The sequence below is a fragment of the Prosthecobacter sp. genome, from assembly GCF_044236155.1.
Taxonomy (GTDB): Bacteria; Verrucomicrobiota; Verrucomicrobiia; order Verrucomicrobiales; family Verrucomicrobiaceae; genus Prosthecobacter.
Genome location: NZ_JBIIHA010000016.1, coordinates 65,428 through 84,616, shown reverse-complemented (window position 1 = coordinate 84,616; position 19,189 = coordinate 65,428). Strand labels below are relative to the sequence as shown.

Below are 19,189 nucleotides of genomic sequence, written 5' to 3'. Positions count from 1 at the left end.
AACGCGACGCAGATGAGTGCGCTGAATGAAATATTCATTTTCATGCTTCCACCTCCGTCGTTGGCAGCCATTCACGCCAGCTCAGGATGTGCTGGCGCATGAGGCGTTCGCACTCGGTGGGAGACTTGGTTTTGAAAGCCTCCACCACACCGTGGTGACTGCTCACGGTCTCTGCCCGCGTGCCGCGCGTCTGGAGTTGCTTCGAGCGATGCAGCCGCCCCAGCCAAAGCTCCAATTCACTGCGTAGCGAGTGCCAAAGCTTGAGCAGTCGTGCATTCCCCGATGCCTCCAGAATGATCTCGTGGAAATCCAGATCCAATTGCGTGACTTGGAGCAAGGTGGTGGCTTTGCTGGTGGCCTTGATATTCTTCTCCAGACGCGAGCAGTCTTCGCGCAAGGCCGGCGCAGCCAATCGCGCTGCCACGGGTTCCAGTGCGAGACGCAGCACATACAGCTCTTCAAAATCATGCGGCGTCAGGTCTTTGACATAGGCCCGACCCGTGTCGCTGAACTCCACCAACCCTTCGCGTTCGAGAGTGAACAACGCCTCCCGCACTGGCACGCGACTGACGCCAAGCCGTTGCGCAACGGCAGACTCAGCGAGGAGATGGCCGGGGGAGATCTCTCCATCGAGGATTTCTTGTCGAAGACGAGAGACGGTGATGTCGGAGCGGGTAGTTGTAGGTGAAGGTAAGCTCATGCGGTATACCGTTTAAATACGGTATACTGTTAGAGCTCTTTCAATCCGGAACAAAAATCATTGATCGCTAGGGTGCAGACGTTCGTCGAACTCGAGAATGATAGCGCTGCGACTAGGCCACCGATGTTCCGACTTATTTGGGCCAATCCTGTTTCACAAAACGCAACGATCAGCGCGAGCTGAACTGATGAATGGTCGTGGTGCGATACGTCTCGCCGGGACGGAGGATGGTCGTTGGGAACTCCGCGTGATGAACGGAATCGGGATGATGCTGGGTCTCCAGGCAGAGGCCGTGGAAGCGGTCGTAGCCCGCGCCGTTTTTACCTTTGAGCGGTGTGGTGTAGGTGGCGGTGTAGAGCTGGATACCGGGTTGGTCGGTGAGGATTCGCATCACGCGTCCGCTCTTTGGCTCATGCACTTCGGCGGCGAGCGCGGGCTTGGTTTGCGGCTTGTCGGCGAGAACGAAGGCGTGGTCGTAGCCGCCGATGGAGATTTGATCAAAGCGGCTGCCAATGACCTCGCTCTTGGTGAAATCAAACGCGGTGCCCGCGACGGGTAGCAGCTTTCCCGTGGGCAAGAGGTCGGCATCGGTTTCAAGATAACGCTGCGACTGCAAGGTGAGCCGATGGTCGAGCACGGTGCCGCTGCCTGCTCCAGCGAGGTTGAAGTAAGTGTGGTTGGTGAGGTTGATGGGCGTGGCTTTGTCAGTCGCGGCCTCATACTCGATGACGAGCGCATCCTCCTCCGTGAGCACGTAGGTGACGCTGGTTTTGAGATTGCCGGGGAATCCCTGGTCGCCGTCCTTGCTGAGGTAGGTCAGGCGCAAAGCGGGTCCGCGTGGGTCGGTGACGACTTCCGCTTTCCAAATGACCTTGCTGAAACCCTTCAAGCCACCGTGCAGGTGAAAGTTGGTCTTCGGATGCAGATCCAGCGTGTAGGACTTGCCGTCGAGGTCGAACTTACCGCCCGCGATGCGATTGGCCACGCGCCCGGTGATGCAGCCGAAAAAGACGCCGCCGTTGTGCTCTTCGTATTCGGCCAAGGTGTCGAATCCGAGTGCGATGTCGGCGGTCTTGCCCGCACGGTCGGGCACATGCAGTTCGTTGATGATGCCGCCCAAGGTGATGACCTTCGCGACAAGGCCATGCTTGTTCTTCAAGGTATAGCGCTCGACGGATTCGCCATCGCGAGTGATGCCAAAGTTGTCTTTGGTGACTTCAGCATGAGCGGAAATGAGGCCGACGGATAGTAGGGTGAGGATGAGGTGTTTCATGGAGCAGTGGAATGGTGGATTATTCGTGTAGACGTTCGTCGGAGTTGATGAAGGCCCAGCAGATGGCGCCCAGGAAGTAGCTGACGGCGAAGAGACCCATGTTGATGGTCCAGTTGTTGTTCGTGGCGGCGAGCACGAGTGGCACGGCCATAGGTGCGATGGCTCCGCCGACTTGGCCCATCATGTTCATGCTGCCGGAGAGTGCGCCGGTGTGGCGTCCGCCGACGTCCATGCACGCGCCCCAGGCACCGGGCATGGCGAGATCGCTGAACAAAGCTGCGAGACCAATAGCCAGCACGGAGGCCACGGGTGTTTGAAGTTGCATTGAGATGCTCAGCATGAGACCCGCAGCGCCCATGCCGAGCACCCCAAGCCAGCGGCGCGTGCGGGCGATGCTGCCGAGCCACACATCCAACCGCGCCGAAAGCAGACCCGCGAGGATGGAGCCGATGCCTCCAAAAAACAGCGGCACACAGGCCAGCAAGGCTCGCTGCATGTCGCCCATGCCGGTGAACTGTTCCTTCAGGTAAGTGGGGAACCAGGTGATGTAAAAATACCAGGCGTAAGACATAAAGAAATACTGCGCCCAGAGCATCCAGACCGTGCGGGAGGCCAGCAGCTTGCCCCAAGGCATGGAATGGTCACCGCTGTGCAGCGTTTCCCCGATGACAGCCAACTCGGCGGCACTGACGCTGGGATGATTCTTCGGATAATCGCGGAACCAGCGGTAGAACGACAGCGCCCAGACCACGCCCAGCAGACCAAAGATCAGAAACACCCAGCGGTAATGCAGCCCGAGCCCGAACTTGCCCTCGCCACCACTCGCCAGCATCCAGCCGACTAGCAGCGGCGTGAAGGCACCACCCCAACGAGCGCTCAGCCATAAGATGCCCTGGGCTTTGACACGTTCGGCCGAGGGGAACCAATTGGTAAACGCCTTCGTGATGTTCGGAAAACAACCCGCCTCGCCCATGCCAAAGAAGAATCGACTGACCACCAGCGACCAGAGATTCCAGGCCCAACCCGTGGCCACCGTGAAGAGAGACCACATGCCCACCACCCGCATCAGCACCTTGCGCGGCCCGATACGATCTCCGAGCCAGCCACCGGGGATTTCAAACAGCGCATAAGCCCAACCAAATGCCGTGAAGGCATAACCCATCTGGATCTTCGTCAAACCCAGTTCCGCCTGCATCGCGGGAGCCGCCTGCGAAATGCAGACGCGGTCCACATAAGTGATGATCGCCAACGTCACGGCGAAGAAAAGCACGACGCGGCGTGCTTGAGAGGTAGGGGGACTAGTCATGAAAAAAGAGTGCGGTCGTGCTGTAAAGGACATACATCATCGAATCCAAATGCCTTTCCCCGTGCCGCCTTTCGGTGTGGTCTTGGGGTAGTCGGCATTGGGCTTTTGCTCGATGACTTTGACGACTTGCTCGATGGGCAAGTCTGCCTGCGAGTCACGAACACGGACCCCGGAGATGCTGACGTTGCGCGCAATGCAGTCGAGGTCAGGTGAGAAGATTTCCGTCCACTTCTCTGGCTTGCTCGGACCTCCGCTCTGGTAGGTCATGGACTTCGGGCCGATAGCGAGGAGGTGCCATTCAGGAGTGATGGGGTGATTCACGCGGACGTTGTGGATCGAGAGGGCGTCGGTGTTTGCGTGGAGTTCAATCTTGCCTGGGTGATTGAAGGTGAGGTCTTCGAGGCGGAGGTTTTTCACGGTGCCAACTCCGATGCTGAAGTCGTTGTCGCGGCCGAGTTCGAGGTTCGGCTGGTCATAGAGCTTGAACTCACGAATGTTCGTGATGCGGCGCAGCATGATGTCGCTGATGGGGCAATCGAGCGTGGTGCCATCGTCAAAACGTTTCACGCCGGGAAGGATGCGGATGGAATTGGCCGCAGGCAGACTTTCGGGCGCTCCGGTGATGTCTTCGATGACGATGCGCTCGATGGGGCCGTAGCTTGGCGCGTAGTGTTTCCATTCCCAAGCATTGAGCGCGACGTTGTCGTCATGCGAATCGCCGCGCACGCCACGAATGACGCCATCACTTGCGGGGCCGTTCACATGCACGCCGTCGCGGCAATGCTCTTCGAGGGTGATGTTTTCGACGGTGAACTCATGCGCGTTCGCCAGATGCACGCCGAAGGGCCGACTCTGGCGAATGGTGACATTCTTCACCGAGACGCGGCGCACGTTTTGCAAAAGGATGACGCCATGCGTGCCGAAAGCCGGATTCTCCTTCGCTGAATGGCCGCGCAAATTGCCGTTGGATTCAGCTCGGGACACGGCCAGTGTCGTCCAGATGCCGCCCTCAATGGTGATGTCCGAATCGAGCGGTAGGTCAGTGGGCAACGGATTGGTGTTCAAGGTGACGACATGCTCGTTGCGCACCATGCAGGTGTTGGTGCCGGGCTTTAGGCGAATCTCGGCGGTCGGATCGGCGCTGAGTTTTTGACCGGATTTCACGACGAGCGGGCCGTCCAAGTAATAGGGCTGCGCTCGCGCGGCAATGTGCAGCGTTCCCTGTGCGTCTAGTGTCGCTTGCATGGCCTGCGTCCACGCTTCGGCGGTGACGTTGCGCGTTTCGGCTTTGCCGGAAGCGTCCGGCCATTTCTCAGTCCAGGTCTCGGTGCGGACGAGTGGCTGAAAATCGGACAGCTTCTTGGCGGCCAGTATTGGCGGCTTGTCCGACGGCTTGAGATAGCCCAGCGATACGAAGAAGGTGTCCAACTCGCGGATGGTGCGGTGGAAGCATCGAGTGGCTTCCTCGCGTGGCTCGCCCTTGCCGCGCCCGGGATTGAAGAAGCCGTGCGGCTGGCCTTCGTAGGCTTTCAGTTCGCAGCGATTGCCTGCGGCGGTCATGGCCTTGGCAAAGAGTTCCACCGTGGGGAATGGCACCGCCTCATCCTTCGTGCCGTGGAAGAGGATGCTCGGAGGCAGCCCAGCACGGACGAAGTGATAAGGCGAGATCTCCTGCGGTCGTCCATCGGCGCGGGCGCGGATGTCGGCGATTTTTTCGTCAGAAAGCAGCCCAGGTTGGCCGTCCACCGGCGACAGCACCACGGCTGGATTAAACAACGCGAGAGCGTTCGGCATGGAGCTGACCTCGGTGTGATCTCCGTCCTCGAAACCCGGCACCAGCGCCACTGCAGCAGCGAGATGACCACCAGCGGATTCACCTCCGGCCACGATGCGGTCGGGGTCGATGCCGAGACGAGCGGCATTGGCACGTGCCCAACGAATCGCCGCCTTCGCATCGCGCAGGCAATCCTGCGGGAGGACCCCGTGGCGGCTCAGCACCCGGTAGTCGCACGGGATGGCGACCATGCCGCGCTGCGCGAGGTAAAGCGACTGCGGCAGGAACTGCCCCGGCGATCCGCCTTTCCATCCGCCACCAAAGAAGAACAACACCGCAGGGCGTCGATCCGAGGCTCGATGATTAGGTGGGGTGAAGATGTAGGCATTGAGCTTCACACCGTTCACCTCCCGATACACCTCCACACTCGCCCCCGGCATCTCAGGCGGGTATTTCCAACTCACGGGCGGCTCAGGAAGATCATCAGCGGCGAGCAGCGCGGCGAGCGGCGCGAGCAGCAGGGCGGTGATGAGGGAGAAGATTGGTTTCATGGCGATCTCTTGCTTTGGATGGTCCATTGACTGTTCACGGCGCGGGTGATGATGACTGCTAGGAAAATGCTTTTGGGTGCCGGAGCGAGTTGGCTCTGGATGAGGAGCAGTGACTGGGGTGAGGGGCTCGCCAGACAAGATGCATTCGGTTACTTGGCCACAAAATCGAGCATGTCCCGGTAGAGCGCGTCGAGCTCCCGGCACTGCAACGGTGTCAGTTCTACCTTCTCCAGCTTCCAGGCTTTGCCGACGCTGAAGCTTCCTCCATCAGTGACGCGTGAGTTGGTGTATTGACGCGAAACTCGATTCCTGAAAACGCCCTCTTTCTCGAGGAAATAGAGCGGGTAGCCGCGCAAGCCGGAAGGGAAGTTTCGCTGATCGCACAGGAGACGGAACATGGCGTAAGACTCGGTGAGGGGAAGACCGCGGTCGCCGCTTTCGTGGATGCGCCAGAGTTTGGCGAGCACCGGTGCAAAGGCGCAGCGCTCGGTGACGAGCCCCTCGCACCCGCAATGCCGGAGTTGGATGAGCCACTGCCAGCCGCCCCACCCCGCCATCGCGGTCTTGATGACGGGCTTGGCTGCCGAGAGCTCCGACATCCGCTCGACCGCCGCATAACCTTCGGCCTCTTCCTTCACATAGCCGTAAATCGCCGGATGTTTCTCCGCCAACCGCACGAGCAGCGCGACAGAGGGCGTCGGGGTGGCGGGCGTGCCGTAGGTCTGGAAGATGACCGGCCGCTTCGCGACCTTCGCAAGTTTGTTCCACGCCTGTTCGATGTCCGCCTCGGTGCGGACATCGTCCGGCGGACGCGAGATGATCGCCATCCTGACGCCGGGGTGCCGCTCGGCGACGCGTTCAATTTCCGCGGCGATCTCAAGCATCTGCGCGGTGTTGGTGCCGTTGGCCCCGAGCGTGAGGACGACCTTGCGCCCTTCTGCCGCCTCGGCACACGCCTCAAACCCCCGAAACTTCTCCTCGGTCGTCAACAGGTCGATGGCGTCGTTCGACTGACACCAAATGACGCCCGGACAGCCCGACTCGTCCACCCATCTTAGTTCGCGCTTGAGACCATCGTAATCGATCGATCCGTCCTCGAAATAGGGCGTGGACATGATCGGGAAGGGGCCGCGCATCTCCTTCGGCGTTGGCGCGGCACCAAGCACAGCCCCATCCGTCAGCATGAGCAGGGAAATCAAGCTGCCGAGCGCCTTGAGCGCATGGCGGCGGTCGATGAGCCAGGATTGGGTTTGGATGTTCATGTTTTTGTCAGCGATCTTTTTGTCGAGAAACCTCACGGCTGGAACTCGATCCAGTTCAGGCCGAGTTCGGTGTTATTGTCGGCGCAGCGGGCCACGACGCAGATGTCGGTGAGGCCGTTGGCGTTCGTGAGCGTGGCGGGGATGGAGAGGAACTCGCCTGCGTCAGCTTGACCGGAGGACTTCACTTCGACGCTGGCCAGCACGGGGCCGGTGGGTGAGCCGCGGCGGAGTTCGAGGGTGCCGCCCTTGGTATCGAAGCAACCGGCGCGGACGGTGAGGCGCGAGATGCCGGTGAGGTTCAGGTCGCGCCAGAGGATGTGGGTGCCGTCCTTGAAGTGGCCGACGATGGCCTTCTCCCCGTAGGCGTGCTCGACGTAGGCCATGCCGTGGTTCTTATCATAGAGCGCGGCTTTTTTGCGGCGGGAATGCAGCACGACGGTGCCTTCACCACGCAGGCGCGGCAGGGTGGCTTGCTTACCATCATCGGTGTAGGCGGCGGTGAGGATGAGCACGCCTTCGTCCACGCGTGTGCCTTTCTCGGGCTTCTTCGGCGCGGTGAAGGTGCCGCTGGCACCGGACTGCGGTGGGCTGGCGGGATCGTCCTTGAGCGAGAGCACCCAGGCGACCATGCGGCGGAGTTGCTCGATGCTGTGCTGCGGATGTGGCGGCATGGGAAGCTGCCCCCACACGCCAGTGCCACCGCTGAGGACTTTCTGTGCGAGACGTTCGGCCGCAGCGGGGTCGTCCTTGTATTTCAAGGCGACGGTTTTGTAAGGCGGACCGGCGGAGGGTGTATCGGCCATGTGGCAGGCGAAGCAGGTGCTGGCGCGCATCATGGCGAGTCCGGGATCGAGCACATCCTTGTCACCCTCGCTGGCAAAACGGCGTCCGCGAAACTCGCCCTGCACGGTGGTGAGATTCGTTTGCACCGCGTCGCCATCGGTTTCGGTGACGGACACCTGGTAAGGAATCTTGGAATCCCAATCAAAGAACGAACCATGTGCTGGTGACTCGAAGTGCACGACGGGCCGACCATTGCCGACGTGAATCATCTCCTTCGCCGTGCTCTTCGCGCCGCTGGCATCGAGCGCGGTGACGCTGACCTCATAACTGCCGGGTTGATCAAAGGTGTGCGCGAACTTCGCTTCGCCGCCGGTCTGTTCTTTGCCCGCGATGCTCCAGAGAAACTTCAGTGCATCGCCATCGGGATCGCTAGATGCAGCCGCATCAAAGGTGAGCGCGAGCGGTTGTTTACCCGCTGTTTCACTCGCGCTGATCCGTGCCACCGGCGCGCGATTGCCGCGACGATACACGACGCGCACGATGCGGCTGTCGTTGTTCTCCCACCACTGGTCGCCATACTCGATCATGTAGAGTGCGCCATCAGAGCCGATCTTCATGTCGATGGGACGGCGCAGATTCCACGTCGGCACAAAGGGCTCGATCTCCGGCCCTGGGGTGCCGAGCTTCACCGTCTGAATCCAGTTGCGCATCCACTCGTAGATGAAGAGGCGGCCATCGAGTGCTTCGGGAAGCTTGATGGGAGAAGGATTCGCGGATTCGTAGTGATACACCGGTCCGGCCATGATGGAGCGGCCTCCGCTTCCGACCGTGGGGAAGTCCTTCGAAGGCAGGCTCGAATACCAGATGAGCGCGGGCCTGGCCGGGGGCAGTTTTTGAATGCCCGTGTTGCGCGGCGAGAGATTCTCCGAGGACTGCGGGTCGTAGCGCTTCACCTCCTTGTTCGCGGCGAAATCATAGAGCGGCAGCGCTTCATTTGGCCCGACAAAGAGCGGCCAGCCGAAGTTCCCTGCGGTCTGCGTGGCATTGAGTTCTTCGTAGCCATCCGGCTTCACGCCGAGCACTGGCATGATGTTCGGGCCGACATCGCCAAAGTAGAGCGTGCCCGTCTTGTCATCCACGGACATGCGAAACGGATTGCGCACGCCCATGGCGAATACCTCCGGCCTGCCGTCCTTGCCATCGGCAAAAAGATTGCCCTCGGGGATGGAGTAGCCGCCCTCCGGCTTCGGATGAATGCGCAGCACCTTGCCGCGCAGGTCGCGCGAGTTGGCGGCGGAGCGGAAGGCGTCCCAGTTTTTGCGATCCGGCCGCGTGTCCTGAGGCAAGCCCGGATCATAGTGACAATTGTCGCCATTGCCGATGTAGAGATCGCCTTTCCCATCCATCCACATCGCGCCGCCCATGTGGAAGACATGCTCGGTATCATAAGGCCATGAAAGCAGTTCCAACTCCGATTCCGCCGGCATCCTGCCGTCCTTCACCGTGAAGCGGCTCACCCGCACGGTGCCGAGTTTCGCCGTCGGCGCGAACAAGGCATACACATGCCCGCTCTGCTCAAAATCCCGCGCCACCGCCGTGCCGAGCAGTCCGATCTCGCCCTTCGCATACGTCGGCACCGTGCCCAGAATGCTCACGCCGCCTGACTTCGCGTCCCAACGTTTGATCGTGCCCCAGAACTCGGCAAAGATGACATCGCCTCCGGGCAGCACTTCCATCTGGATCGCATCACGCGCCGCCGGCACGAGGATTTCCTTTTCAAAGCGAGCTGATTCAATTGGCTCGGCAGCGTGGAGTGCTGATAGCGAAGCGAGAACTAGGGCAGTGATGAAAAGGCAAAAAGATTGAGGCAAAAAAATTGGCCTGAATCTTTTTGCCATCATCTTTTTGCCATTGCTCAGGGTGAGGTCGTTGTGGTTCATGGCTGTGGTGAGTTGGAAGGGATGCTGAACTTCTCGCCGGGATCGAGGAGTTGGATGATGTGTCTCACCTCGTAGGGGCGGGAGACGAGTCCGGTGGCTCCGGCGCTGTGCCATTGCATCATGCAGACGTGGTTGGAGGTGCCGAGGATGACGGGTGCGCCTTCGGCTTCGTTGAGGAAGGTGGATTTGTCGGCGAGGATCTGCTGTGCGTTCTCGGGCTTCTGGATGTTGTAAACGCCACCGGAGCCACAGCAGTCCTTGGCCTTGGGCGCGAGTTCCCAGCTGTAACCAGTAGCATCGAGCACATTCGCGGGAATGCCTGCGGCCTTCTGTCCATGCACCAGATGGCAGGGCAGATCCACATAGAGTCGCGTGCCATCATCGCGGGCACGCTGGCGGCGCACGGGGCCGAGTTCGCCGAGGAAGCCGAGCACATCACGCACTTGTTTGCCGGGCTGCAATGTCTTGCCCAAAGCATAACCGCAGCCGGACGAGTTGCTGACGATGGCATCGACATCAAGCGATCCAAACGCTCGCCGGTTCTGCTCGCGAAGCGCTTCCACACCATCAAGTCCGGTATGCTCCTGGAACGCGCCGCAGCAGCCTTGACCGTCAGGGATGATGACTTGCACGTTGTTCTCAATGAGCACGCGCACCGTGGCGAAGTTGATTTCTCGGAACATGGCTTCCATCAAACAACCGGTGAGAAAGGCCACACGCGGTCCGGTGGGACGATGTCGTTGCATGAGTTCGTCTGCATACGCAGCGGTGCTTTTCAGAGCCGCCGGACGGCCAGGAAAAAGAAAGCGATGAAGGCTGAGCCCCGCGCTTCGCAGGAGCCGCGCGGGCAGCAGGGCGAGATTGAACAACAGCGGCCGAGTGACCGCTGCGGCTGCCAATCGGAGCGCGAGCTTTGGTTTGAAGCGATGCGAGGTGACGTGCTCGTGACGAACATGCTCGAAGATTTCACCATACGGCACCGTCGCAGGGCAGGCCGTCTCACAGGCGAGGCAACCCACACATTCAGCGGTGTAAAAGTCCGTCCACTCGTCTTGCGGCAGCCGTCCTGCCGCTTCTTCACTCCACAGACGCAATCGCCCACGCGGTGAGTTATTTTCATCGCCGGTGAGCTTGTAAGTCGGGCACACGGCGAGGCAGAAACCGCAGTGCGTGCAATTGGAGAAATAGTCTGGAGGCATTGCTTCAGTGCTCATGAATGGCTTCCTCCAGCGTGTTGAGCCACGCAGACTCAGTGATGGTCGGCGGCGTGGAAGGCAGCCAGCGGGAGTGCCAGTCGCCCCCGAGAGTGTGGAGTTCTGCTGTGTAAGGTTGGATGAGAGCTTGCGTGCGCTCGGTGAGGTCTTCGCTCTCGTTCATATAGACGTGGACAACACCGCTGTAGCACAGCGCCACACAACGCCGCGCAGCGTGCGCGAGTTCCGCAGAGAGACCGATGACACGATCAGGCGTCGTCTTGATCACGAGATCGGGAAGGCCATCGAGGGGCGGTGGCACGTTGCTTTGCAGCGTAAGCTGCGTGCTCGTCGATGCAGCGACGTGTTCAAGTTGTTGGGCGAAGATGGGCGCTTGCTCGGGCACACAATGGATCATCACACGCACGAACGATGCCCTGCCTTCCGTGACGTAATCCACCGCATCCCACCAGTGCATCCAGCCGCTGTGAAGTAGTTTTGATACACAGGAGCGCAAAGCCTTGGTGTCTCCATCGAAGCGGCCGATGGCCGTGAATCCGTAATCAGGTCGCAACCGCAAAACGTAATCCACAGGCTCGCCATAACGCGACCCGCTGTGCAGCAGGAAGCGGAGCCAGTCATAGCCGGTCGTGGTCTTGACCACACGCTCGCCGATGCGGGCGATGCGTCCACTAGGCAGCCGCCAGTTTATTCCCAGAATGTTGTCACAATAAGGTCCGAAGCGGCACGAGACTGGCGCATGAGTCGTGGCGGCGATTTGTTCGCGCAATGTCGTCGCTTCATCCAAGAGAAGCGGAAAGCGCAGGCGATGCGCGTGAGCTTGCGAATGAATGTCAGCCGCTATCGCATTCGCGGGCAGGCACAGCGTGCCATCCACTTCATCCAGGAAGGGAACAAAGAGCCGTTCGTGCTGCATGGGAGGGAAGACGTTCATGCGATGAAGTGGCGATTGTCGAAGACCTTGAGCGGATTCATTTGATGCGCAGGATTGAATGCGGCTGGCACGGAGAGTTGGAGACGCATGGAGTCCGGCCCGAACACCAGTGGCATGTAGGCGGACTTGTCATTGCCGATGCCATGCTCACCGCTGAGCGTGCCGCCGACTTCGATGACGCGCTGCATGAGTCGCTTGCTGATGAGTTCCACCTTCTCCAGTTCGCCGGGCACACGCGAATCGAAGAGGAAGTTCGGATGCAGATTGCCATCACCTGCGTGGAAGACATTTACCGCGCGGATGTTCGCGGCATCGGCTTCATCATAGACAAGCTGAAGCACCTCGGCCAAGGCACGCTTCGGTATCACCGCGTCTTGCACGACGTAACTGGGGCTCAACTGGCCGAGCAGACCACCGGAGGCTTTGCGGGCTTTCCAGAGCTTTTGGCGAAGGGCATCCTCATCGCTAAACATCACGTCCTGCGATCCTGCATGACGCAAAATCTCAGCCACGGATTCCACACGAGCATTGACCAGCGCCTCTGGGCCATCAATCTCCACCAGCAGCATGAACGAACCCTCGGGCAATCCACAAGCCATCTGACTGCTCTCCACCATCGCCACGCCACGCGGATCAAGCATCTCGATAGCCGCTGGATACGACGAGTGCGCCACCAAAGCATGGATGGCCGCTTCCGTGGTTTTCATATCGGGATAGGTCGCACGGAAGGTCCACACTTTCTCCGGCAATGGCAGCAGTCGCAGCCAGAAGCGAGTGAAAGCCGCCAGCGTGCCTTCGGAGCCGATCATGAAGCGTTTCCAATCCTCACGCCAAGGTCCGCGACCACCCGCAGGCCCACCAAAACGATGCACGCTTCCATCGAGCATAATCGCCTCGACACCGAGAACATAATTGCTCGTCACCCCGTAACGAAAGCAATGTGCGCCACCCGCGTTCGACGCCACATTACCCCCGAGTGTGCAGACCGGACCACTCGATGGATCAGGCGGATAAAACACGCCGTGCGGCTTCAACGCGGCATCGAGGTCATTGAGCCCCACACCGCATTCGACCTCACACCAGAAGCCCTCCACATTGATTTCGCGGATGCATTTCAGAGCTGAGGTATGAACAACCACACCACCCTGAACCGCCACCGGTCCACCCGAAAGCGAAGTCCCCGCCCCACGCATCACCACCGGCACCCCCAGCGCCCTAGCCCCGCACATGAAACCCGCGAGTTCCTCCGCATCCGCCGGAATCACTACGGAATCGGGAAGGAAGTTCTTATAGCCCAGGCCATCGGCACCATAGCCTGCCAGCTGAGCTGCCGAAGTCAGCACACGCCCGCGAGGCAGCAGCGCTTTGAGTTGGTGTTCGAGAGAATCTTTCACAGGTGATGTCATTGAATCTTCATGCCACCCCCGGGAACGCCCGTGCCACCTGTTGTGATTCACCGAGGCCTGAGATACCCAGTTCCACCACATCACCGGGTTTCAGGAAGACGGGTTCAGGCTTCAAACCAAGTCCCACACCTGGCGGGGTGCCCGTGCTGATCACATCGCCTGGGAGCAGGGTCATGAACTGGCTGATGTAACTCACCAGTTTCGGCACTCCGAAGATCATCTGCGCCGTGCTGCTGTTCTGACGTGTCACCCCATTCACCTTCAGCCATAGCGGCAGGCTATGTGGATCAGGAATCTCATCCGCCGTTGCCAGGAACGGCCCAAGAGGTGCAAAGGTATCGCAGCTCTTGCCTTTCACCCATTGGCCGCCGCGTTCAAGCTGCCACTCGCGTTCACTGTAATCGTTGTGCAGCGCGTCGCCAGCCACATGCTGCATGGCATCTGCTTCGCTGACATACTGTGCCTTTTTGCCGATGATGATCGCCAATTCCACCTCCCAGTCTGTTTTACGCGAGCCCCTCGGTATCACCACATCATCATTCGGTCCAACGATGGAAGTGGTGCTCTTGAAAAAGAGAATGGGCTCCGCGGGGATCGGCATCCCAGATTCCTTCGCATGATCCGTGTAGTTCAAGCCTACACACACGATCTTGCTCGGACGCGCGATACACGGCCCCAGCCGCACGCTCTCATCCACCGTCGGAGCCATGGCCGCATTCACCTTCACCCAAGCCGCCAGCCGCTCCAGCCCATCACCGCCAAAGAATCCCTCATCGTAATCCGAGCCAAACCCCGAGACATCGATGCGGCGTCCATCGTCGAGGAGGACACCGGGTTTTTCGTGATCAGGTGAGCCGAAGCGGATGAGTTTCATAGACGGGCAAAATGGTTAGAGGTAGGAGGTCATACCAGTTACGCTTTGAAGCAAGAACATCTGTCTGATTTTCTGCACGGGTATGGCGAAGCTCAAGGATACGGTGCTTGGGAGCCAGGACGCGATGCTTTCGGGAAAAACGCCACGCTCCAGCAGTAGCACGAGTGCGTGCGTGAGCATGCCGGGGGCGTGGGCTCCGATGCTTTTTCGGGGTTGTCGTCGGTCACCACCAAGGGTGCATGTTCGACGGACTATAACTCCCGACGAAAGAGAAGAGTCCCGTCAGTGCAGCAGAGCTCTTTTGTGCGCGGACAGGCAAATGTGAGTGTCCCGAGGATCGAGAAGGGCTTCGGTGCGTTTGGGCAGTTCGGCGAGGTTTCCGTCTTTCAGGGACTCGGTGAACGCGTTGAACAGGCTCCAGACGCTACGGGCCTCAAAGCCATCACGACGAGGTTCTCGCCATTTTTGAGGCTCCTCCATCATCAAACGGTTGGAGCACAAGTTCTCCTCCGAACCCGTGCCCCCGCGTGGCCGGTGACGGAGACTGGGCCAGTCCTCGTGGAAAGGCGGGGAGGAACTGGCCCTGCATCCGGCATTGGTGACGCGGCCAAGGGAGGCCGGGGCAACGGCTGGTCTGCCATTCGGACGACGCAGGAGCCGATGCCAGACGGGCCGTTGGCGGCGGGGGAGGATTCACGTGCATGGGTGAACGCTGCCAGAGAGGCCTGGAAGGCGAAACCTGCGGTGGGCTGGCAGCGATCACTGATGCACCTCGGAAAGTGGCGGAGTGAGCTTGGTCGAAGATCGAGCGAGCTGAGGCGGGTCGAAAGCGAGGGGCGTTGCGGGGAAACCTCCCCGCTTGAACGGGTAGCGGCCCACGCAGTCGCCGTGAGGGGAAGCCTTTCCCCAGCTACTTCACCAGTTTGAAAGTGGTGCCAGTGTTCGACTCGATCATCCCGTTCTGGGTAAACTGAAAAATGAACTCCCTGCCGACCAAAGCAGCCGCGCTTCGCTCGCACAGACGAACAAATGCCGGGGTGCCCATGGTTCTATGCCAGCCTTGGGAGCCGACATAGATGCGAGCACCCTGCCGGTTGGGAAGCACGCCTCCATTGCCTTCATAGATGGCACGGCAAACATTAAGGACTTTCCCATCTGGTGAGAGTTCACGATACGTCCGATGCCAGGTGACGGCTCCTGCGAAACTGATCTGATCGGTGAACTCGATTTGTCCGAGGTCCTTGGCACGAGTGACTGCAACGAAGCAAGGCTTGGGAACGCTGATTGGCACGGCCTGTGGTTGCTGCACGGCACCCGCAGCCGGAGCCTTCGGTGGCTGCTTACTGTTCGTCACATCATAGACCTTGGCCCGCTGCGACATGATGGAGAGCGTTTTTTCAGCTTCTTTCAGCCGCAGCGTCAGGTCTGCTTGCCCCTTGTGCCATTCACCAGCTCCGTTCTCGTTGTAGAACTCGATCGTGTATTCCGCCTGCCAAAGTCTGCCCTCCTGGACAATGCGGATCTCACCAACGATCTTTTCGCTGCCGACCGGCCACTTGGCTCGATGCGCTTGCTCGTCGGCACCTATCGCATCTCTCGTCAGCAAGCCCTTGTCGAGGAAGTCCACCACCGTTTCATAGTCTGCGATCATGCCTTGAAGATCGCCTTTTGAGGCTTTGGCATGATGCTCAGCGACAAACGCCTTCACATCACTCGCCGAGATGGCTGGGGGAGGAGGCGGCGCGGGAGGCTGAGGTGGCGGTGCGACCTCTGTCACTTTCTGAGGAGGGGGCGCGTGAGGCTTCTCGATGGCCTTGGTCACAACCATCACCGAAGTGCCTTGGGTTAAGTCCAAAAGTTGCGGAGTATGAAGTTCGGGAAGTTTGTCCGGGAGCGGTGAGCTTGCCGGTTTGATCGTGGCCCACCATTGACGCGTGCTGTCAGGTTTCCACTCGGACATCTTGCCCGGTTCCCAATAGTGAAGGCTTGAGGCCACATCACTTGGCTGGACGTTGCCATCGTGGGTCTGAAAGACGAAAACACCCCGGCGTCCTTTCCATTCCAGCAAGCGGGCGAGCGCACGCAAATGATCGTAGTCCGGCCCCACGACTCGATCATTGAGCGGATTTTTCAGGGGGGCGTAGATCATCAGACAGAGCTGCTTTTCTTTGACTTGAGTGCTCCACCCCGTGTTTTCAATCTCATCGACTGGCAAAGGCATCTCCACCTCAAACACGAGGTCAGGGCAGGTTGTAAGCTTCATGAAAGTCACGTCGACCTTTCCATTCATGAGGCGCATCAGCTTCGATCCATCATTTGAGCAAAGAATTTTGTCACCTTCATCCACGCCGAAAGACTTGAGACCAAAGGCGAGGGGCAGGCTGGGGTGAGTGAAGGCACAAACGCTCTGGCCGGACAACTGCCAGGGGCCGTCCGGTTCGCGGCGCGACGGCGGAACCGCCGATGTGATCAGGGTGCGCACTCCGAGCTTCCAATGTGTCTGTCCCGGCCAAGGCTCCCTCCGGCCTTCCTTCCAAAGCCGTTTGCTGATGTCGTCGAGCTTCTTGTATGCCGCCGATTCTTCCAAGGGCAGCAGCACGAGCTTGACGAGATCGAAAGCCAGAGGTGACTCATCAGAAGGGAAGAAGGCGAGTTCTCCATCCTGCCACCAGTGGAGATCACCTCCCGGCATGTCTCTTCCAGGCGGACGCGGTAACTCGATGGCCTTGCTTTCGCCAATGCGCACAATCCACACACGGCGCGACTTTCCTTCGCCAATGGTGCAGGCGATGGATTTTTGGTCTGGAGCCCAGGCTAGATTCCCATGTGGAAATGAAGGGACCGGAATGGAAGCAGTTTTGGTGAATCGATGAAGGTCGAAAATGCCTATCGCAGGCTGCGATCCAGCCGCATCTCCAAAGGCGAGCATCACGTCGTCCGGCGAGAGGGCAACGGGGCAATCCCTCTGAACTTGAGGGATGACTTTGGTGAAGTCCGGTTGGATTTCGCCTATCTTGGCGGATTTGATGCCTTTAGGCGGATCATACCGAAACGGCGGAGGAGCAGGCGGCGCTGGAGCTATGGAAGGCGCTGCTACCACAGGAGGCGGGTCAACCACGAGTGCCCGCCCAAGGAATGAGGCGGGAGACGCCAAAAGCAGGACAGCAAGCCCGGTGACGGCTACCTTGACCCATCACAGCCAAGGAAATGTCGCTGGCACCTCGTCAGACGGGGCCGTTTCCCAATTCTGGAGCGCCACCTGACCTCCGAACAAACCTCCGACAAAACCACACAGCACACTCGGAAGCAGGGATGCGACGCTGACTGCACAGACTAGCCACATACGCGAGCGTAGCGCCCGATCCATCGCGGCAGTGCTCGCTCCGCTGGCGTCCCACGTAGCCATCGCAGTCAGGACGGCTCCAGCCGAGAGAGCACAAAAGACACCTGCCTGGATGCCGAGACGGCCCGCTTCGCCCGGCGCATGAAACCGAGACGTGAATTGCTTTCGTGCAAGAATCACAGTCACCAGCGCCGCCAATACCGACAACGCCAAAACTAAAACGAGTTGAAGCTGAGTGCCGGCCAAGAACTCTGGAATGGACACGATAAAACGTCTCCAGAGTGCCACTGATAGCCCAATGGCTGATCCTGCGATGAGGGCCACCAGGGAGGCTTTGTCCGTGATGAGAGAGGTGCCTGAATCCTTCACGGGCCGATCCCTATCACACAGGCGCGCGACCGACAAGCGTAGTGTCTGTCACCAGTTGCTGCACTTTTGCGAGCAAGCGAGGAGGCGGCTCGGATGCTCCATGCTCCCATTCCCGCACCTTCTCGGCAATGACTCGAATCTTCCGGCCAAAGGCAAATTGGCTCAGCCCAAGCAGCCTACGGGCTTTCAGAACCCAATCCGCAGGTGTCTGGACATCCCCCGGATACATTCCGAGAAAGCCAATCAATCGAGGCCAAAAGGAGGCTGTCGGGGCCACCTCGTCACGCTCCCAACGCTCATAATGCTCCCGGAGGGTGTTCAAACGCTTCGCCGTCTGCGCCTGGGTGAGATTCAAGACCAGCCTGCGGGAGCGAAGGTGCTGCCCCAGAGTTTCTGGCTTCAGAATGAACCCTTTATGGACGAGGTTTCGGAACCGGAGAGCCGTTCGGGAAGCCTTGAGGGTGAAGTAGCAAAATGGCAAAATAGGGTGATACCTATTTTTCACGCGATTAGGGTGACCGTTATCGGCTCTCTAGTTTGAGGCGGATCACTGACCACGTCTCCCACGCCACCGCTTCAAGGTAGCGAGCCGTTTCCTCATCCAGCGTGGCGGTGGCGTTCGTGCTCATGTGCTTGAACATCCACTTCGCCATCTTTGCCTGATAGGCATCTGGCTTGAACGCGGCGAGCTTGGCTTCATCGGCCTCATACTTGCCGTGGGGCCAGACGTGGAAGGTGCGCGGCAGTTTGCCGACAGGGGATTCGCCGGTGAGCGCGGCGTAGAAGCAGGCGAGATTCAAAAAGTGGCCTGCATCGCCGGGATGCGCGTTGTCCTGCGGATGCTGGAGCGCAAGATCGGGCTTCTCGGCATACACGCGAGCCCACGCGGTCGAGCACGGCGCGAAGAGCTTGATCTTATTTTGCTTCGCGAGCTCCAAAATGCGCTTCCGGCCTTCGATGTGCTTATCATCCTTTCCCCAGCCCATTTCATAAAACATCGGTTCGCCGCCTGCGGCGCGGATGGCCTTGCAGTAGGTCGTGACGGCCGTGGCGTGATTGGGCTGGCCTTCATTCGGCGCGTCATCGCCCATGATGAAACGGCACACGACCATCATCGCGACGATGTCCGGCTTCTCGGCGGCGATTTTGTCCAAAAACGTCTGCCCGGGCTTCACGCCGTATTCGTAGCTGCTAAAGCCAGGTTCCAGATACACGCGGATGTCGCTGCCACTGCGACCCACCGCCTCCGGAATGACCTGCTGGCCGATACGGCCGGCAATTTTGCCATCCACGACCTTTGCGACCTCGCGCGGCAGATCGTTCCAATACATGCTGCTGCTGCCCGCGAAGAGAAAAGTAGTTTGGGATTTAGCCCAACTCTGAGTCATAAGCAGCAACGCAAAGGCAAAGAGAACGCGAAGAGACATGGCGGAATGGTTTTCAAATCATTGGGCTAAAGC

Annotated in this window: 13 protein-coding genes; all 13 read right to left on the bottom strand. The window is 59.6% G+C overall.

The window, feature by feature from the left end:
- Positions 1–40 precede the first annotated feature (40 nt).
- The 13 genes from ACILSE_RS14695 to ACILSE_RS14635 all read right to left on the bottom strand — a co-directional run bounded on the left by ACILSE_RS14695 (position 41) and on the right by ACILSE_RS14635 (position 19,156).
- Positions 41–700 (bottom strand): GntR family transcriptional regulator, encoded by a 660-nt coding sequence (locus ACILSE_RS14695; RefSeq protein ID WP_395718163.1) that lies wholly within the window; start codon positions 698–700, stop codon positions 41–43.
- A gap of 169 nt (positions 701–869) precedes the next feature.
- Entirely contained in the window at positions 870–1,973 is a 1,104-nt protein-coding gene (locus tag ACILSE_RS14690) for an aldose epimerase family protein (RefSeq protein WP_395718162.1), read from the bottom strand.
- 19 nt (positions 1,974–1,992) lie between these two features.
- On the bottom strand, positions 1,993–3,279 hold the full coding sequence (locus ACILSE_RS14685) for an MFS transporter (RefSeq protein WP_395718161.1): 1,287 nt from the start codon (positions 3,277–3,279) through the stop codon (positions 1,993–1,995).
- 36 nt (positions 3,280–3,315) lie between these two features.
- Positions 3,316–5,604, bottom strand: a complete 2,289-nt coding sequence (locus ACILSE_RS14680; protein ID WP_395718160.1) for an alpha/beta hydrolase fold domain-containing protein — start codon at positions 5,602–5,604, stop codon at positions 3,316–3,318.
- A 149-nt stretch (positions 5,605–5,753) separates the two neighbouring features.
- Positions 5,754–6,902 carry a dihydrodipicolinate synthase family protein gene (locus ACILSE_RS14675; RefSeq protein WP_395718159.1) on the bottom strand — a complete coding sequence of 383 codons (1,149 nt, stop codon included), beginning with the start codon at positions 6,900–6,902 and terminating at the stop codon, positions 5,754–5,756.
- Entirely contained in the window at positions 6,899–9,412 is a 2,514-nt protein-coding gene (locus ACILSE_RS14670; protein ID WP_395718158.1) for a PQQ-dependent sugar dehydrogenase, read from the bottom strand. Before ACILSE_RS14670 ends, ACILSE_RS14675 begins: the two co-directional genes overlap by 4 nt.
- A 173-nt stretch (positions 9,413–9,585) precedes the next feature.
- Positions 9,586–10,803: a (Fe-S)-binding protein gene (locus ACILSE_RS14665; protein WP_395718157.1), complete on the bottom strand. Its 1,218-nt coding sequence runs from the start codon at positions 10,801–10,803 to the stop codon at positions 9,586–9,588.
- Positions 10,793–11,737, bottom strand: coding sequence for a hypothetical protein (locus tag ACILSE_RS14660; protein WP_395718156.1), 945 nt, complete (start codon positions 11,735–11,737; stop codon positions 10,793–10,795). The genes ACILSE_RS14665 and ACILSE_RS14660 overlap by 11 nt, the downstream gene beginning before the upstream one ends.
- On the bottom strand, positions 11,734–13,131 hold the full coding sequence (locus ACILSE_RS14655) for an FAD-binding oxidoreductase (RefSeq protein WP_395718155.1): 1,398 nt from the start codon (positions 13,129–13,131) through the stop codon (positions 11,734–11,736). Before ACILSE_RS14655 ends, ACILSE_RS14660 begins: the two co-directional genes overlap by 4 nt.
- 19 nt (positions 13,132–13,150) lie before the next feature.
- Positions 13,151–14,017: a fumarylacetoacetate hydrolase family protein gene (locus tag ACILSE_RS14650; protein ID WP_395718154.1), complete on the bottom strand. Its 867-nt coding sequence runs from the start codon at positions 14,015–14,017 to the stop codon at positions 13,151–13,153.
- Between the two features lie 910 nt (positions 14,018–14,927).
- Positions 14,928–16,949 carry a hypothetical protein gene (locus ACILSE_RS14645; protein WP_395718153.1) on the bottom strand — a complete coding sequence of 674 codons (2,022 nt, stop codon included), beginning with the start codon at positions 16,947–16,949 and terminating at the stop codon, positions 14,928–14,930.
- Positions 16,950–17,742: 793 nt separating this feature from the next.
- Complete coding sequence (locus ACILSE_RS14640; protein WP_395718152.1) at positions 17,743–18,234, bottom strand: helix-turn-helix domain-containing protein; 492 nt, start codon at positions 18,232–18,234, stop codon at positions 17,743–17,745.
- A 16-nt stretch (positions 18,235–18,250) separates the two neighbouring features.
- Entirely contained in the window at positions 18,251–19,156 is a 906-nt protein-coding gene (locus ACILSE_RS14635) for a hypothetical protein (RefSeq protein WP_395718151.1), read from the bottom strand.
- Between the last annotated feature and the right edge of the window lie 33 nt (positions 19,157–19,189).

Coding starts and splice junctions, on each gene's coding strand:
- ACILSE_RS14695 (WP_395718163.1), bottom strand. CDS start 700: ATGAGCTTACCTTCACCTACAACTACCCGCTCCGACATCACCGTCTCT.
- ACILSE_RS14690 (WP_395718162.1), bottom strand. CDS start 1,973: ATGAAACACCTCATCCTCACCCTACTATCCGTCGGCCTCATTTCCGCT.
- ACILSE_RS14685 (WP_395718161.1), bottom strand. CDS start 3,279: ATGACTAGTCCCCCTACCTCTCAAGCACGCCGCGTCGTGCTTTTCTTC.
- ACILSE_RS14680 (WP_395718160.1), bottom strand. CDS start 5,604: ATGAAACCAATCTTCTCCCTCATCACCGCCCTGCTGCTCGCGCCGCTC.
- ACILSE_RS14665 (WP_395718157.1), bottom strand. CDS start 10,803: ATGAGCACTGAAGCAATGCCTCCAGACTATTTCTCCAATTGCACGCAC.
- ACILSE_RS14660 (WP_395718156.1), bottom strand. CDS start 11,737: ATGAACGTCTTCCCTCCCATGCAGCACGAACGGCTCTTTGTTCCCTTC.
- ACILSE_RS14650 (WP_395718154.1), bottom strand. CDS start 14,017: ATGAAACTCATCCGCTTCGGCTCACCTGATCACGAAAAACCCGGTGTC.
- ACILSE_RS14635 (WP_395718151.1), bottom strand. CDS start 19,156: ATGTCTCTTCGCGTTCTCTTTGCCTTTGCGTTGCTGCTTATGACTCAG.